The following is a 14,687-nucleotide window of genomic DNA, read 5'->3' as shown; positions in this document are numbered from 1 at the left end:
GGGATGGTCAGTCGAGTTCGGAGGTGATGCTGCGGATCAGGGCATGTTGGCGGCGCACCTGCTCGATGGCACGCCAGGGAGTGCGTTCGCCTTCGTATTCGCTGGAGAGGTAGCCGGTGTAACCGGAGTCCTTCAGCGCCTGGAGCACGGGACGCCAGGGAATCTGCTGGTCTTCCAGCTGCTCGTTGATGTCGTGGAATTTCGCCTGGATGAACACCACGTATTGGGCGATGTCCTTGAAGTCCGCGGGGTTAACGGCAATGCCGTCAAGGAACGCCGGACGGGTGTCCCGGGTCTCGCCTTCACGCAGCGGAATGGGCCGGTCCTGGAAAATGCCGGTGTCGATGAGCAGGCCGAAGTTCTTGGTTCCGGTCCGCTCAATGAGCCCGATGTAGTCATCCACTACTGGGTGCTTGATGGGGGTGGGCGAGTGGATCTCGGGGCAGATGACCATTCCCAGCTCGTGGGCCAGGTCAAGGGAGCGTTCCACCGATTCAGTCCAGATGGGGTCCGGCACGAGGTCGCTGGAGACCACACCGATTTTTGGCCGGACAAAGCTGAAGCCCAGCCGGTGGGCCAGTTTCAGGTCCCGCTGCAGGGCCTGCGCGCCTTCGGTGGCCGTCATCGACCGGCCCGGGTGGAGCCTGGTATCAATCCAGGAACCGTAGTTGGTGGGCTCCAGGGAGTACTTTTCCAGCAGGTTGAACCAGGTATCGATCCAGGCCGGCGAGGGTCCCGGATAGCCGGGAACGTGCCCCTCACCAAGGATCTCGACCCCTGTTGCGCCCACGTCGGCTACATGGGCCAGGGCACTTTCGAGGTCCAGGACCGTGCCGTAATCGCCCATGTAGCTGTAGAGGGAAACTCCGTAGCGGAACGTCCCGTCACCGCCTTCGGGTGCCAGCGTGACCTTGCGGCTGACCCGGTGGATGGTGGGCTGGTGCTCCTCAGGAATGTAGGACATCCGTAACCGCAGCTCGATGCTCAGTTCGTGGACACCTTGCGGAAGGCCGCCGTCGAACGGAACCGTTATCACCGCCGCCTCCTCAAGCGGCCAGCGGACCCCCTCGCTGACCCACAGCTCCGGCAGGGTGAAGGTCCGGCCGCCGAAGGTCCACAACGGAATGTCCGGACCGACGTCCACCAGGTTGCCGACGCGCACGGCGACACCATCGACCAGGGAAGCCGCCATGCCCCGGTAGGAGGGCATCCGGACGCGGAACTGGAAGCCGGTCACCCGCCCTCCTTCCGTAACGTTGCGGAAGCCTGCGGACTGGATGAGGTCTCTTTCGAGAAGCATCGTTGCTCACTCTCTGTAGGGGCAAGCCGATCGTAGCAACCATTATGTCCTTTTCAAACTAAAGTATGTAGAGTTCCATCAAAACTATCGATGAACGAGGGAGTGGGCGCAGTGGCCGAGAAGTTGAGGGCACTTATCCTGTCCGGACACATGACCCGGGAGCATGACAACGAATTCCGCCGCTTCCGCGCGCACAACCAGTGGCTCACCACTGTCCTGGAGGACACGGGCAGGTTCCACGTGCGCGTCGTCGAGGACCCGCGCGGACTGGGAGCCGGCGTCATCGATAAGTACGACGTGGTCCTGGTGGTGTTCGAGGGGCGGGACGGCTACCACGAAAAGGCGGTGGGCTTCGGTGCCGAAACCGATGCCGCGCTGCTGAAGTTTGTCCACGAGGACGGAAAGGGCATGGTGTGGTTTCACGGCTCCGCCGTCCAGGAGGACGACTGGGGCTACCCGGAGGAGTACAACATCATGCGGGGCGCGAAGCTCAGTGTGTCCACCGGGCTGCGGCCGCGGCCCTGGGGCGAGGCCCGGCTGCAAACCTCCGAGCCCCGCCATCCCATCACCGAGGGTGTCAGCGGGACATGGACCGTCACGGGTGACGACATCTTGACCGGCGTGCAGCTGTACGGCGGCGCGGAAGTACTGCTGTCAGTATTCGATGACGTGGAGTCCTACGAGAATGCACCCAAATGGCCCATGCCGCATTACCCGGTGGATATCCCGGAGGAAAACCTCGCCAACCTTCCCGGGATCAATACGCAGCAGCCTCTTGCCTGGATCAACAACTATGGCAACGGCCGCAGCTTCACGATCACCATAGGCCACGACATCGACACGTTCCGGCGCATCGAGTTCATCCGCATGTTCCCGCGCGGCGTGGAGTGGGCCGCCACCGGGAAAGTCACCCTCGACGGGCCGGACCGACGTGGTGAGCGCCGCTTCCTGCCGTGGCCCTACTACAACCACGAGGGGTAGGCACCGTCCCGCTCCGGATGCTGCCTCAGGCCTCCATTCCTGCCGCGTGCAGCTCCTCCCGGGTGGGCGGGTTGGCGCCCGGGCGGGATACCGTGACTGCCGCGGCACGGGCGGCATGTTGCAGGAGTTCGGAGAGTCCCTCGACGGGAAGGTCACGCAGGTCCTGCCGGTTCTGGGCGCCGTCCAGCTCCCGGTCCACCAGGCCGGACAGCAGCGCCGCCATGAAGGAATCCCCAGCCCCCACGGTGTCCGCCACCTCCACCCTGGGCGCAGGAATGGCGGCTTCGCCGGCACGGCACACGCCCCACGGGCCGTCCGCACCGCGGGTGACCACCACCATCGCCGGACCTTCCTCCCCGCCCAGCGCCAGCCACTTGCGGGCCGAATCCAGCACATCCTGTCCCGGGTAAAGCCAGGCCAGGTCCTCGTCCGAGGCCTTAACGACATCGGACAACGTGACGAACTTTTCCGCCTGGCGCCGGGCAAAGTCCACGTCCGTGATGATGCTGGGGCGGCAGTTGGGATCAAAACTGATGGTGGCGGACGGGTGCGCGTATTCGACGGCGGCGAGCACCTCGGTGGCACCGGGCGCCAGCATGGTGGCAATGGAGCCCGTGTGCAGCAGGGTGGTTCCCTGCAGCATGAAGCCAAGCCGGTCTGCCAGGTGCGGCAGCTCCCAGGCGAGGTCGAAGGTGTAGGTGGCGGCGCCGTCGTCGTCAATCAGTGCGGTGGCCACGCTGGTGGGCAGCTCGTCCGGGGGCATCGGCAGCATGACGGAGCTGGCGCGCAGGTGCGCCGCCACCGAGTCGCCGTACGCGTCCCGGCCGTAACGGCCGATGAACTGCATCGGGTGGTCCAGCCGGGCCAGGCCCACCGCGACATTCAGGGGGCTTCCGCCCACGTGGGCCTCGATTCCGGAAGCGCGCTGGACAACGTCAACAAGGCCTTCGCCGATCACTGTGAGCATGGTCATACTCTGCCAGAAAGAGGCCGGCGTCAGCAGTTCGTGTCAGCCGAGCAGCTTTCCAACCAGTTCGCGGCACGTCACATAGGCCTCCGCGGCGGGATCGATGAGCGCGAAGTGGTCCCCCGGCACCGTGATCAGCCGTGCCGGGACGGGTCCGGACCGGCTGGCGTCCACGTACGTTGTGGACATGCCCAGGGGAACATCATCGTCTTCCGCCGCGTGGACGGCGAAGACGGGAACGTCCAGCGGCAGCGCTGTCATGGGGTCGGCCATGCGGTGGCGCCCGGGGAAGTCCGACGACGGTCCGCCCAGCAGGTTGCCCACGGCGCCGTTGCTCAGGCCCAGCCTCTCGGCTTCGGCAAGGTTCAGCACGCCGGACTGGCTGACCACCCCGGTGAGGCGGACGCCGTCGTTCGTGTCCTTCACTTGCCGGGCGTCCGCCCCGAGCCCCTCCAGCCGGTCCCTGCCCGCCGCCCACACTGCCAAGTGGCCGCCGGCGGAATGGCCCAGAGCCACCACTTTGCCCAGGTCCAGCGAGTGCGGTTCTGCGAGCGGGGCAAGCTTGTCGATGCCCGCGAGGATGTCCCGGAAGGTCCCCGGCCAGCCTCCGCCGTTCCCGGCACGGCGGTACTCCAGGTTCCAGGCGGCCATGCCATGCTCCGCCAGGTCCCTCGCCAGCGGCTCCCCCAGTTCGGCGCCGTACGTGGAGCGCCAGTAGCCGCCGTGGATCACCACCACAACGCCCCGGTGCTTTCTGCCCGCAGGAAGATCCGGCAGGAAGAGCTCGCCCCACTGGCTGGGGTCCTGGCCGTAGTCATAGCGGTGGCGTTGCACCCTGCCGAGACTACATCCGTCCTTGGGAAGCGGCCTCCTGTCACACTGGCCGCCCGGGCCTCGAAAACTGGGCGAGTCCGGGCGTCCTGCCGGGTGTCCGTTTAGCCCGCCACATTTATGGGCACCATTCCTGGCATGGAAGAGGCTGAAGCAACAACCCAGGGATCCACTGTCGAGGACTGGACGCGCGCACTGGCGGAGTCCACGGGTTCACCGGGTGGGGGCGCGGGTACCGGCCTGATGCTGGCGGTGGCGGCATCACTGACGTCGATGGTGGCCGGCTACAGCGGTGGCGAGGACGACGGCGGGAAGCCATCGGAGATACGGACCCGCGCACAGGCGCTGCGCCGGGAAGCCCTGCAGCTGGCTGATGACGATGCGTCCGCCTCCAAAGCCTTCGGTGCTGCCTTCCGGCTGGAACCGGGGCCGGAACGGGACGAGGCAGTCCGCCGTGCGTCGCTGGAAGCTGCAGCATCGTCGGCTGTCCTTGGCGAGCGGGCCATCGAAGCCATCGACGACCTCGCCTGGCTGGCGACCAAGGGCAACCGTTCATTGGTTGCGGACGTTGTTGTTGCGTTCGGCGCCCTCCGGGCCGCGGTGGCAGGCGCCCGCACGAATGTCAGCTTCGACCTTGGCTCCCTGCGCTCCACGGGAGACAGCCTGGATACGGTGCGTCGACAGCAGCCGGACCTGTGGGCCGCGGTCCAGAAACTCAACGGAGCCATGGACCGCATCGACGCGGTAACTGCACGCATCGACCACCGCGCGGCCCCAACGGACTCAGCCTGAGCTGTTGGACTCTGCCGCAGGGCTGTGCTTATTGTGGGCAGCATTGTTTGCAGGTGAGTCCGGGGGGAGGCGTACGGCATGGAGCCAAAACTCGCTGCGTGGACCTTCCTCCGCCCCCTTTTGCTCGCCATGGCGGCAGCAGCTGCATGGATCGCACTGTCCGCTGCGGGCGCCTCCGCTGATTCCGCCGCTCACAATGAGCCACTCCTGGCTGCTGCCCCGCCTGCCGCTGGAGGGGTCGCTACCGCAGTTAGCCAGCAGGCCCGGGATGCCCTGGAACCCATCCCGGCAGGGACTGCCAGCAAGCCTGCCCCAGCGCCTGAAACAGTGCCATCCCTTCATGCGGCCGCCAAGGACGCCACTGCCCTGGCCGACCACGTGGCAGATGCTGTTCCGGTAGTCGACACTGTCGCGCCGGAAGGATCCATAGCCGCAGTAGTGGATCCGGCCCTGGGCACCGTGGACAGCGTTGTTGGCGGAACGGTGGGGAATATTTCTCCCGTGGCCGGCGTGGTCCTCGAACCACTTGCCCCGGTCCTCGACCCACTTCTCACCGCCGTGCCCCTGCCCGCTGCGGGAGAGCCGGCGGCGGCCCTCCCGCCGGTCGCCGGGGCGCCGCAGGCTCGAGACGGAGCACCCGCGGCGGCAGCCGCATCGGTGGCTGCCCCCGCCGGCATGGCCCCGGGTTCCGCCCTGGCCGCCCCCGAATTCCCGCCACTCCACGAAGGGCTGTCCGGCAGCGGCCTGCCGCACCCCCAGCAGGCTATGCACGCCGCCGGCATGCTCCAGCTGTCGGAACCGGATCCGCACAGCGCGCCGTCCCACGCACCCTTTGATGCGCCGCCCGGCACCGCTGCCGGCGGAAGCGGTTCAACCAGCGGCAATGGTTCGGGCCTGCCCGCATGGCTCGCGCCCCATACCCTGCAGATCCCCGCGGCCGGCCGTTCCAGGGTCCAAGGCGGTTTGCCCCTGGCCATGCCACCGGTGTCCTTCGATCCCGGATCATCCCCTGACTAGTTGAGGCCCTGAGCGTCCCAGCGCTAACGAGCCAGTCCCGGGCTAAGCAGTAGGCCCGATCCAACTTTCAGGAGAACCCCAAATGATGCACCGCACTATCCGAGGATGCCTGCTCAGCGCCGTAATCGCAGGCGGCCTGCTGGGCGCCAACGGCGCAGCCGCCAACGCCGCCGCCACCCCGGCGGAAGCACCGATCTCCCTTTCCATTGACCACACCGCACCCCCAACGGGCCGCGCGCACGTTGGGGAGGCAGCTGCCAACGCAGCACCCAGCGCCCCAGAACCGGGAACCGCGCCGAACACTGGCGTCAACTCCGGACTGCTGGGCGTGGGCGTGGTGCTTGTTGTCTTTGGCGGCGTGCTGGCCCTGATCCTGGGCCGAAAGCGCGGCTGACCCGGCGCGGGTAGCGTAGGGAACCACCACCTATCAGGAAGGCCCCCGCATGGCACGCGTCTTCATTACCGGATCCACCGAAGGGCTCGGCCTGGCAACAGCGGACACGCTGCTGCGGGACGGACACGAGGTGATCGTGCACGCGCGGTCCCCGCAGCGGATCCCCGCGGTACAGCACCTGCTGGACCGCGGGGCACAGTGCATTGTCGGGGACCTCGCGGCCCAGGCCGAGGTCCGGCAGATCGCGGCCGACGCCAACCGAATCGGCCGGCTGGACGCCGTCATCCACAACGCCGGCGTCCTCAGCGGCGCGGCGCTGCTGCCGGTGAACGTGGTGGCCCCGTACCTCCTGACAGCGCTGATCCCCGGACCCCGCCGCCTCATCTACCTGAGCAGCGGCATGCACCGCGGCGGCGACACCGGACTGGACGGCCTGGACTGGGCAGGACGCACGACGACGGCCTCCTACTCCACCACCAAGCTGCACGTCACGGCGCTGTCGGCAGCAGTGGCCAGGCTGGCGCCGGACATTGCCAGCAACGCGGTTGATCCCGGATGGGTGCCCACCCGGATGGGCGGCCGCTCAGCACCGGACAGCCTGGAACTGGGCCACCGCACCCAGGAATGGCTCGCTACCAGTGACGACCCGGCAGCCTTGTCCAGCGGCGGCTATTGGTACCACCAGCACCGGCAGGCCCCGCACCCGGCCGCCAATGATCCGCAATTCCAGGACCGCCTGCTGGCCCGGCTCGCGGAACACACAGGCGTCACCCTGGAGGGCAGATGAGTTCAACGGAGAATGGCGCGGAGGCATCCGCGCGGGAAACAGGGCGCCCCTCGCCAAAGGTGCCTGAGCGGCCGCATCCCGTGACCCTTCGCGAGGTGGCAGAAGCGGCCGGCGTTTCCACCGCCACGGTATCGCTGGTGGTCAATAAGAAAAAGGACGCCCGCATTGCCGAGGAAACCCGCAGGCGCGTCACGGACGCCATCCGCACCCTGGGCTACCGGCCCAACGCCATGGCCAAAACACTCGTCAGCGGGACGTCCAAGTTCATTGGGCTGGTGGCCGACGGCGTAGCCACCACGCCATTTGCCGGCCAGATCATCCACGGGGCGCAGGATGAGGCCTGGAAGCACGGCTACGCGCTGCTCATCGCCAATACCGAGGGCAACGGCGAGCTGGAGCAGGACGCCATCGCCATGATGCTGGAGTACAAGGTGCGCGGCATCCTCTACTCCACCTGGTTCCACCGCCAGACGGATATCCCGCCGCCGCTACGGGAAGCGGACTTCGTCCTGGTGAACTGCTTCTCCAACGAACAGGGCGCCCGCGCCGTAGTTCCGGACGAGGTCCAGGGCGGCCGCTCCGCGACGGAACTCCTGTTGGCGCACGGCCACCGGCGGATTGCGTTCATCAACGCCACCATTCCGGCACCGGCCAAGGACGGGCGGCTGGCAGGTTACCGCCAGGCCCTGGGGAACGCCGGAATTCCGTTCGATCCGGACCTCGTGATGGAGGCCTATCCGGACCAGGAAGGCGGCTACCGGGCCACGGCCGGGCTGCTTCAGCGAGGCGCCCCTGCCGTGTTCTGCTACAACGACCGCATGGCCATGGGCCTCTACGACGGCCTGCGGGAACACGGCCTGGCCATCCCTGGGGACGTCGCCGTGGTGGGCTTCGACAACCAGGAAGTCATCGCCGCGCACCTCCGGCCGCCGCTGTCCACCGTGGCCCTGCCGCACTATGAACTTGGCGCCGCCGGGGTCCGGGTGCTGCTGGGAATCGACCCCGCCCCGGGCGGGCCGGCAAAGATCCACTGCCCTGCCGTGGAACGCGCGTCGGTGCAGGTCCAGGCCCACGCATAGCCCATCGATTGCTCCGTCCCGGTCGTTTTTGGGGCGCGTAAACGACAGCAGACGACCGGTTTAGGCGGTACCGAGGCGGCGTTCGACGTCGGCCGCTTCCGGATACGCCGCCTGCGTCCCCTTCCGGGTGGTTGCCAGGGCGGCGGCCACGGAGGCGAAAGTTGCGGCATCGGCGAGCGCATCGCCCGCGGCCAGCCGCACCGCCACCGCTCCGGTGAAGGCGTCCCCGGCTCCGGTGGTGTCCACGGCGGCCACGCGGGTGGGCGCCACGAAGGTCACCTGGGCGCCGGGAGCCGCCTCCGAATCCAGCACCACGGATCCGTGCGCGCCGAGGGTCACCAGGACCTGCCGGATCCCGCGCCCGGCAAACCGCTCCCGGACCGTATCCCATTGCGACGCGTGGGCGTCCGCCCCCGGAACGGAGGCGCCGGGGCCAAGGAACAGCGCCGCCTCGTGCGCGTTGACCAGCAGGACGTCTGTCAGTTCCGCCAGCTCCGCCGGAATGTCCGCGTACGGCGAGAGATTCAGCAGAACTGTTGCGCCGGCGTCGTGCCCTGCCTGGGCTGCGGCCAGCACGGTGGGCATGGCCACCTCCAGGCAGAGGCTGACGACGGCGGCACCGTCCAGGACGTCCGCGGCGCCGGCCACGTCCGCCGGGGACAAGGTGCCGTTGGCGCCGGCGGAGATGATGATGTTGTTTTCGCCGCGGGCGTCAACGGCAATGACGGCGACACCCGTGGGCTCGCTGGAGTTGCGCACGTGGCTGACGTCCACGCCTGCCCCCGCCACCGAGGCCTCGAGCATGTTGCCGTTGGCGTCCTCCCCCACGGCGCCTACCAGGCTGACATGGCCGCCCAGCCGGGCTGCTGCCACGGCCTGGTTGGCGCTCTTGCCGCCCGGGTTCACGGCGAAGCCGTTGCCTTGGACCGTTTCGCCCGGCTGCGGGAGCCGTTCGCAGTAGATGGTGAGGTCGGCGTTGAGGGAGCCGACGACGACGATCCGGCCCGGGTGCCCAACGCCCGCGCTGGTCATGCGGCCACCTCGGCCTCAACCGGCTTGGGAATCAGCAGCGAAGCAGCGAAGGCGGCAATGGTAAGGGCCAGGCCGACCACGACGACGGTCAGGTACGACGTGGCCGCATCGCCGAGCGCGGAGGTCGCCACCAGCACGGCGGGCAGGATGAGGAAGCTCAGGCCCGCGCCCAGGTTGAAGGCGCCGGCGTTCATGCCGGGGAGGAAGCCGGGGTTGCCGGCGGGCGAGAGGACAACGCCGAGTCCGTTGAGCATGATGTTGACCGTACCGGCGTACATGATGCCCAGCAAGACCGTTCCGGCAATCATCATGGGCAGGCTGTGCAGGCCCAGGAAGGCGATGACGGCGAGTGCGGCGATGCTGCCCAGCAGCCCGATCCGCAGCACCCTGGTGTAGCCAAGGACCGGGGCGAGCTTGCCGCTGAGCGGGCCCACCAGCCAGCCCAGCAGGGCGTACGGGGTGAGGATCATCAGTGACATTTCGGTGGGGCCCACACCAAAACCCGGGCTGGCGGCCTGGACGTAGGCGGGCACGATGCCGTTGATGACGGCGAAGATGCCGGTCATGGTCAGGGTGGTGGTGAGCAGCGGTGCCCAGGTGGCGCGCTGGCGCAGGTGCACCGTTTCCACCATGGGCTGGGCGGCGCGCTGTTCGGTGCGCCAGAAGGCGAAGAAGGCGGCGGCGGACACCAGCACCAGCGCCAGGCTCAGCAGCAGCGTTCCGGAGTTGAAGCCGCCCACGAGCTTGGCTGCTTCGTTGAGCGCGGTGAGCAGGGCGCCGACGGCCACCACAATGAAGAACACGCCGAGCCAGTCCATCCGGGTGCCGGCGCCGGGCTTGCTCTCGTTGGCGAGGAACACGATGAGGGCGGTGGCCGCGAAGGCCAGGACCACCATCAGCCAGAAGATGCTGCGGAAGCCGAAGTGCTCGGCGAAGTAGCCGCCCACGAAGGAGTCCACGCCGGCCACGCCGCCGTTGACCGCGGTGATCAGGCCCATGAGGGTGCCGTACTTGCGGGGGTTGCTGACGGCGGAGCGCAGCATGATGAGGCAGAGCGGGACGGTGGGGCCGCTGACGCCCTGGATGATGCGGCCCACGAAGAGCCAGGTGATGTCCGGGGCGAGCGCCGCGATGACGGAGCCCACGGCCATGAGCAGCATCATGCCCACCAGGACCTTCTTGCGGCCGATGATGTCGCTCAGGCGCGGCAGGAACAGGGAGAACAGGGCGGCGGCGGTGAAGAACCAGGTCTGGGAGAGCCCGATCAGGGCCTGGTCCGCCTTGAGTTCCTGGCCCATGGTCACCAGGGCGGGGCTGAGCATGGAGGCGTTGAGCTGGAACGCCACGCAGGCGGCCAGCAGGGCGGTCATGAGGGCGGCGATGTTGCCGCGTCCGGTCCTGGATTCAGTCATGGTGGCGGCCATTTATTTGACCCCTCCGGCGGTGAGCTGGGCACTTTCGGGACGGACGACGTCGGACGCGTTGCCTTGGGCGCGGTCTGCGCCTTGGTGCCTGCCGCCGTCGTCCGCCTTGGCATCGGCGCCGGGCTCGCCGATGCGGACCAGCGCGTCGGTGACGAGGTCCCAGAACCGTGCGTGGTCCAGGTCCACGGCCACGCTGGTGTGGCAGTCATTGGGGGCCGGGGCGCGGAAGTCCGCCACGGTCATGCCGAGCGTGAGGCTGCCCTGAAGTTCGATGTTCACGGGGACCTTGCGGGTGCTGACGATGCTGGGGTCGATCACGTACGCGACGGCGCAGGGATCGTGGACCGGCGGGTAGTCAAAGCCCTGCGCGTCCTTGTAGGTGTGCGCGAAGAAGTCCATCAGCTCGGTGACGAACCTTGCCGGGGTGGTGCCAATGGCGGCGATCTTTTCCACGACGTCCGGGGTTGCCAGCGCCTGGTGGGTGAGGTCCAGGCCCACCATCACCACGGGCCACTTTTCGTTGAAGACGATGTGGGCGGCCTCGGGGTCGATGATGATGTTGAACTCGGCCACGGCGCTCCAGTTGCCCACGTGGTAGCCGCCGCCCATCAGGACCACCTCTTTGACGCGTTCCACGATCCGCGGTTCCTTGCGGGCAGCCATGGCGATGTTGGTCAGGCCGGCGGTGGGGACCAGGGTGACGGTGCCGGGTTCGTGCGCCATGACGGTGTCGATGATGAGGTCGACGGCGTGGCGCGGGTCCAGCTCGATGGTGGACTCCGGCAGGGCGGGGCCGTCCATGCCGGATTCGCCGTGAATGTCCGGTGCGGTTTCGATGCTGCGTACCAGCGGGCGGGGGCAGCCGGCGGCGAAGGGGACGCCGGTGATGCCTGCGATGGTGCCGACGGCCAGGGCGTTGCGGGTGACCTTTTCGAGGGTCTGGTTGCCTACCACCGTGGTGACGGCCAGCAGTTCGATGTTGGGATTGCCGTGTGCCAGCAGCAGGGCCACGGCGTCATCGTGGCCGGGATCGCAGTCCAGGATGATCTTCCGGGGTTCTGTTGAACCCGTCCGGTACTGGCTCGCTTGGGGATTTGGTTCCACGATGGTGCTCCACGTCATTGGGGCCTGCCTTGCGGGCAGGGGTCTTGAGTATTCCGGGAGTGATCATGACAGGGTTTCCCGGTTCACGTCAAGCGCTTAACGTGCTCTCGGGCATTACCCCACGTCAAACGCTTAATGCCTTGGTGGGCATGGAAGGCCAGCACTCCCACCGCGCCCAGCCTTTTAAGGCGTGACCGGTGCCCGGCCGCGCCTACTACGATCAAAGTATGGATTCCGGGGAACAGGTGCAGCAGCAACGGCCACGGCCGCGGCGCGTGACGGCGGCGATGGTCGCCGCGCGGGCCGGCGTTTCGGTGGCCACGGTGTCGCTGGTGGCCAACGGCAAGACGGCCGGCCGCGTGGCCGAGGACAACATTTCCCGGGTGCGGGAGGCCATTGCGGAGCTGGGGTACGTGGTGGACGGGATCGGCAGTTCCCTGGCCAAGGGGGTCAGCTCTATTGTGATCCTGGTGGCGCCGGACATCTCCAACCCGTTCTTCGCCAAAGTGATCGCCGGGGTGCGCGAATCGCTGGGGCCGCAGTACCAGCTGCTGCTGTCCGTCACCGAGGCCGGCGAGTTTCCTGAGGCCGCCGATGTCCGGCGGCTGATGTCCCTGCGGCCGGCGGGGCTGCTGGTGGACGCACCCAACGCCGGGTTCCTCGAAGACCTAGCGTCGCCGTCGCCCCTTGTCCTGCTTGATGCGCCGGGCCTCGAGTCCTACGCACCCTCCGTGAACCTGGATGTGGCCAGCGGGGCACGCCAGCTGGCGGGGCACCTGGCCGACGCCGGTCACAGGGAAGCTGCCTATGTGGACAGCGTGACCGGCACCGAGACGTTCGCCGTCCGGCGCGCGGCGTTCCTGGAGGAGGCCGCCTCGCGCGGCATCAGCGTCAGCCCGGAACGCATTATCAGCACCACCATCGACGTCGGCGCGGGGGCGGGCGCGTTCGCCGAAGCGTGGCCGGACTGGAAGCGTGCGGGGGTTACCGCCGTCGCCTGCGCCACCGACACCCACGCGTACGGGGTACTGCAGGAAGCGCGCGTGGCGGGGATCCGGATCCCCGAGGAGCTGGCCGTGGCCGGGTTCGACGACCTGCCCTATTCGGCTACCAGCAATCCGGGCCTGACCAGTGTGCACCTGCCGGCCACCGCCCTGGGCCAGAAGGCCGGGGAGCAGCTGCGCAGCCTCATGGAGGGAAAGTCGCTGGGGCACGGCGGCGTCACGCTGGAGACCTCGCTGGTGGTGCGCGGCTCCACTACGGCATCGCCGGCCGGTTCCCTTCCCGCAGCCAGTCGTTGAAGAACGCGTCAAGCTCCAGGCCGGAAGCCGCCTCCATCACCTGTTCAAAGTCTGCGGTTGTTGCCGAGGAGTTGCTGTAGCGTTCCAGCCAATCCCTGGCTCCGGCAAAGAACGCCTTGTCCCCACCTTGGCCCGCAGGGCATGGAGGGCGGCGGCACCACGGTTGTAAACCTCCGCCGCAAAGAGGTTGTCCCGGCCGGGGTCGGCAATGTTCATCCCCCAGAGGTTCTTGCTGTCCAGTTCCGCCACGGTGTCCGTGAATTGCTGTGCCACGGTCGCCTGGCCCGTGTGCTCAGCCCACAGCCACTCAATGTAGGTTGCCCAGCCCTCGTTGAGCCAGATATCCTTCAAATCCGCCGGGCTGACGTCGTTGCCGAACCACTGATGTCCCAGTTCGTGGACGACCGTGGCCTCGTCCGCGGCCCCTGAATAGACCGGCCGGGTTTGGGTCTCCAGGGCGTAATCCACGGAATCATCGTCCACAATCGCGCCGAAAGCCTCAAAGGGGTACCGTCCGAACAGGTCTGACAGGAACGTGATCATCCGGGGCTGCAGTGCGAGGGCTGCGGTGGTTTTTGCCAGGTCCGCTCCGGCCACACCGTCATCAACGGCATTGATGATCGGCAGGCCATGCGGCCCTTTGGCGTAGGTGAGCGTGTAGTCACCGACGCTCGCCGTTGCAAGGTAGCTGGCCATTGGGTCCGCTGCTTCCCAGGTCCACGTTGTCCAGCCGGCGTTGGTCTTGGGCTCGCCCTCGGACAGGCCATTGGCCACCGCGGTTTTCCCTTCCGGGACCGTGATGTGGAAGGAGTAGGTGGCTTTGTCTTCGGGGTCATCGTTTACAGGAAACCAGGTGGGCGCACCGTCGGGCTCGTTGACCACCATGGCCCCGTCAGCTGTGGTCACCCAACCGTAGAGAGCCCCCGTGGTGTCTTCCGGCCGTCCCGTTGCTCCGCCGTAGTCGACAGTGATGGTGGCTTCCTGGCCTGCCTTCAGTTTTGTCCGGAGCCCCACGGTGAGCTCCCAGATGCGGTTGGCATCATCCTGCACCTGTGTCCATTCGGAAGGGCCGGAACCGCGGTTGACATCCTTGCCGTCCACGTCAACGGCTGTCACGTTGAGCCCCCGCAGGTCGAAGTTGAGGCTGTTCAGGTCCTGGGTGGCGCGGAGGGTGATGGTCGCCTCCCCTGCCAGCTTCCCGGCCAGCACGGCAGGGTCCGACGGCGGTGCGTAGCGGAGGTCCAGGTCATAGTGCAGGACGTCATAACCGCCGTTGCCCGCGTAAGGAAAGTAGGGGTCGCCGCTTCCCGCCGCACCGTGCCCGTACCGCGCCGTGCCATCCTGGGGTGATGCCTGCGCCGCGTTGATCCCGGCCGCACCGGCCGCCATAAGTGCCACTGCTGCCGCGCCGAGGCGGCGGGTTCTCGTCTGGTTGGTCATGGTTGCCGTCCTGGAAAGTGCGGGCGGCGGGGAGCCCTGCTCACCGCTACGACGCTCACGCCGCCGGAGGGGAATTGTCGTATGCCTTCGCGGCGACCAGACCGATACCGGTGGCTCAACCGGCCACTGCCCCCAATTGGGAAGGAATCTAGGCCCCGCACGCGCCGTGCGTCAACACTTTGGGCTCCCCATGGGTCCCCCTTTCTCGTCCCCGGCCCCACCCGGCCGGGAGTCCTGG

The 14,687-nt window shown here is 67.7% G+C and carries 14 protein-coding genes; 7 read left to right on the top strand and 7 right to left on the bottom strand.

What is annotated here, in order from left to right; all coding sequences use genetic code 11:
- Positions 1-7 precede the first annotated feature (7 nt).
- The gene (locus NIBR502770_RS18595; RefSeq protein ID WP_141182935.1) at positions 8-1,300 is read right to left on the bottom strand and encodes a DUF6379 domain-containing protein; all 1,293 of its coding nucleotides are present in this window, start codon (positions 1,298-1,300) and stop codon (positions 8-10) included.
- Between the two features lie 90 nt (positions 1,301-1,390).
- Between NIBR502770_RS18595 and NIBR502770_RS18590 the strand changes: the two genes are divergently transcribed.
- Positions 1,391-2,281 carry a ThuA domain-containing protein gene (locus NIBR502770_RS18590; RefSeq protein ID WP_246857321.1) on the top strand — a complete coding sequence of 297 codons (891 nt, stop codon included), beginning with the start codon at positions 1,391-1,393 and terminating at the stop codon, positions 2,279-2,281.
- Between the two features lie 25 nt (positions 2,282-2,306).
- Here the strand turns inward: NIBR502770_RS18590 and NIBR502770_RS18585 are convergent, their stop codons facing one another.
- Complete coding sequence (locus tag NIBR502770_RS18585; RefSeq protein WP_371416472.1) at positions 2,307-3,254, bottom strand: carbohydrate kinase; 948 nt, start codon at positions 3,252-3,254, stop codon at positions 2,307-2,309.
- 36 nt (positions 3,255-3,290) lie between these two features.
- The gene (locus NIBR502770_RS18580; protein ID WP_141182933.1) at positions 3,291-4,082 is read right to left on the bottom strand and encodes an alpha/beta hydrolase; all 792 of its coding nucleotides are present in this window, start codon (positions 4,080-4,082) and stop codon (positions 3,291-3,293) included.
- 135 nt (positions 4,083-4,217) lie between these two features.
- On the opposite strand from NIBR502770_RS18580, the gene NIBR502770_RS18575 reads away from it, so the two are divergent.
- The 5 genes from NIBR502770_RS18575 to NIBR502770_RS18555 all read left to right on the top strand — a co-directional run bounded on the left by NIBR502770_RS18575 (position 4,218) and on the right by NIBR502770_RS18555 (position 8,148).
- On the top strand, positions 4,218-4,871 hold the full coding sequence (locus NIBR502770_RS18575; protein WP_141182932.1) for a cyclodeaminase/cyclohydrolase family protein: 654 nt from the start codon (positions 4,218-4,220) through the stop codon (positions 4,869-4,871).
- Positions 4,872-4,949: 78 nt separating this feature from the next.
- The gene (locus NIBR502770_RS18570) at positions 4,950-5,888 is read left to right on the top strand and encodes a hypothetical protein (RefSeq protein WP_141182931.1); all 939 of its coding nucleotides are present in this window, start codon (positions 4,950-4,952) and stop codon (positions 5,886-5,888) included.
- A gap of 82 nt (positions 5,889-5,970) precedes the next feature.
- Entirely contained in the window at positions 5,971-6,282 is a 312-nt protein-coding gene (locus NIBR502770_RS18565; RefSeq protein WP_141182930.1) for a hypothetical protein, read from the top strand.
- Between the two features lie 49 nt (positions 6,283-6,331).
- Complete coding sequence (locus tag NIBR502770_RS18560) at positions 6,332-7,069, top strand: SDR family NAD(P)-dependent oxidoreductase (protein ID WP_141158689.1); 738 nt, start codon at positions 6,332-6,334, stop codon at positions 7,067-7,069.
- A complete protein-coding gene (locus tag NIBR502770_RS18555; RefSeq protein WP_141182929.1) occupies positions 7,066-8,148 on the top strand; it encodes a LacI family DNA-binding transcriptional regulator in 1,083 nt (360 codons plus the stop codon). The genes NIBR502770_RS18560 and NIBR502770_RS18555 overlap by 4 nt, the downstream gene beginning before the upstream one ends.
- Before the next feature lie 60 nt (positions 8,149-8,208).
- On the opposite strand, the gene NIBR502770_RS18550 is transcribed toward NIBR502770_RS18555, so the two are convergent.
- The 3 genes from NIBR502770_RS18550 to NIBR502770_RS18540 are packed head-to-tail and all read right to left on the bottom strand — an operon-like array spanning position 8,209 to position 11,726.
- Positions 8,209-9,180, bottom strand: a complete 972-nt coding sequence (locus NIBR502770_RS18550) for a ribokinase (protein WP_141158691.1) — start codon at positions 9,178-9,180, stop codon at positions 8,209-8,211.
- On the bottom strand, positions 9,177-10,592 hold the full coding sequence (locus NIBR502770_RS18545) for an MFS transporter (RefSeq protein WP_371416471.1): 1,416 nt from the start codon (positions 10,590-10,592) through the stop codon (positions 9,177-9,179). Before NIBR502770_RS18545 ends, NIBR502770_RS18550 begins: the two co-directional genes overlap by 4 nt.
- Before the next feature lie 12 nt (positions 10,593-10,604).
- On the bottom strand, positions 10,605-11,726 hold the full coding sequence (locus NIBR502770_RS18540; RefSeq protein ID WP_141182927.1) for a nucleoside hydrolase: 1,122 nt from the start codon (positions 11,724-11,726) through the stop codon (positions 10,605-10,607).
- A gap of 269 nt (positions 11,727-11,995) precedes the next feature.
- Between NIBR502770_RS18540 and NIBR502770_RS18535 the strand changes: the two genes are divergently transcribed.
- A complete protein-coding gene (locus NIBR502770_RS18535) occupies positions 11,996-13,009 on the top strand; it encodes a LacI family DNA-binding transcriptional regulator (protein ID WP_210418968.1) in 1,014 nt (337 codons plus the stop codon).
- Between the two features lie 36 nt (positions 13,010-13,045).
- On the opposite strand, the gene NIBR502770_RS18530 is transcribed toward NIBR502770_RS18535, so the two are convergent.
- The gene (locus tag NIBR502770_RS18530; protein ID WP_246857320.1) at positions 13,046-14,449 is read right to left on the bottom strand and encodes a M1 family metallopeptidase; all 1,404 of its coding nucleotides are present in this window, start codon (positions 14,447-14,449) and stop codon (positions 13,046-13,048) included.
- Between the last annotated feature and the right edge of the window lie 238 nt (positions 14,450-14,687).

The organism is Pseudarthrobacter sp. NIBRBAC000502770 (assembly GCF_006517815.1).
In the GTDB taxonomy this organism is placed as follows: Bacteria; Actinomycetota; Actinomycetes; order Actinomycetales; family Micrococcaceae; genus Arthrobacter; species Arthrobacter niigatensis.
This window is presented reverse-complemented; position numbering and strand designations above follow the sequence as displayed.

Excerpts from the sequence above, each read along its gene's own strand:
- NIBR502770_RS18550 (WP_141158691.1), bottom strand. The coding sequence starts at position 9,180 with ATGACCAGCGCGGGCGTTGGGCACCCGGGCCGGATCGTCGTCGTCGGC.
- NIBR502770_RS18570 (WP_141182931.1), top strand. The coding sequence starts at position 4,950 with ATGGAGCCAAAACTCGCTGCGTGGACCTTCCTCCGCCCCCTTTTGCTC.
- NIBR502770_RS18535 (WP_210418968.1), top strand. The coding sequence starts at position 11,996 with ATGGTCGCCGCGCGGGCCGGCGTTTCGGTGGCCACGGTGTCGCTGGTG.
- NIBR502770_RS18595 (WP_141182935.1), bottom strand. The coding sequence starts at position 1,300 with ATGCTTCTCGAAAGAGACCTCATCCAGTCCGCAGGCTTCCGCAACGTT.
- NIBR502770_RS18565 (WP_141182930.1), top strand. The coding sequence starts at position 5,971 with ATGATGCACCGCACTATCCGAGGATGCCTGCTCAGCGCCGTAATCGCA.
- NIBR502770_RS18540 (WP_141182927.1), bottom strand. The coding sequence starts at position 11,726 with ATGACGTGGAGCACCATCGTGGAACCAAATCCCCAAGCGAGCCAGTAC.
- NIBR502770_RS18575 (WP_141182932.1), top strand. The coding sequence starts at position 4,218 with ATGGAAGAGGCTGAAGCAACAACCCAGGGATCCACTGTCGAGGACTGG.
- NIBR502770_RS18560 (WP_141158689.1), top strand. The coding sequence starts at position 6,332 with ATGGCACGCGTCTTCATTACCGGATCCACCGAAGGGCTCGGCCTGGCA.
- NIBR502770_RS18585 (WP_371416472.1), bottom strand. The coding sequence starts at position 3,254 with ATGACCATGCTCACAGTGATCGGCGAAGGCCTTGTTGACGTTGTCCAG.
- NIBR502770_RS18530 (WP_246857320.1), bottom strand. The coding sequence starts at position 14,449 with ATGACCAACCAGACGAGAACCCGCCGCCTCGGCGCGGCAGCAGTGGCA.
- NIBR502770_RS18545 (WP_371416471.1), bottom strand. The coding sequence starts at position 10,592 with ATGACTGAATCCAGGACCGGACGCGGCAACATCGCCGCCCTCATGACC.
- NIBR502770_RS18555 (WP_141182929.1), top strand. The coding sequence starts at position 7,066 with ATGAGTTCAACGGAGAATGGCGCGGAGGCATCCGCGCGGGAAACAGGG.
- NIBR502770_RS18590 (WP_246857321.1), top strand. The coding sequence starts at position 1,391 with ATGAACGAGGGAGTGGGCGCAGTGGCCGAGAAGTTGAGGGCACTTATC.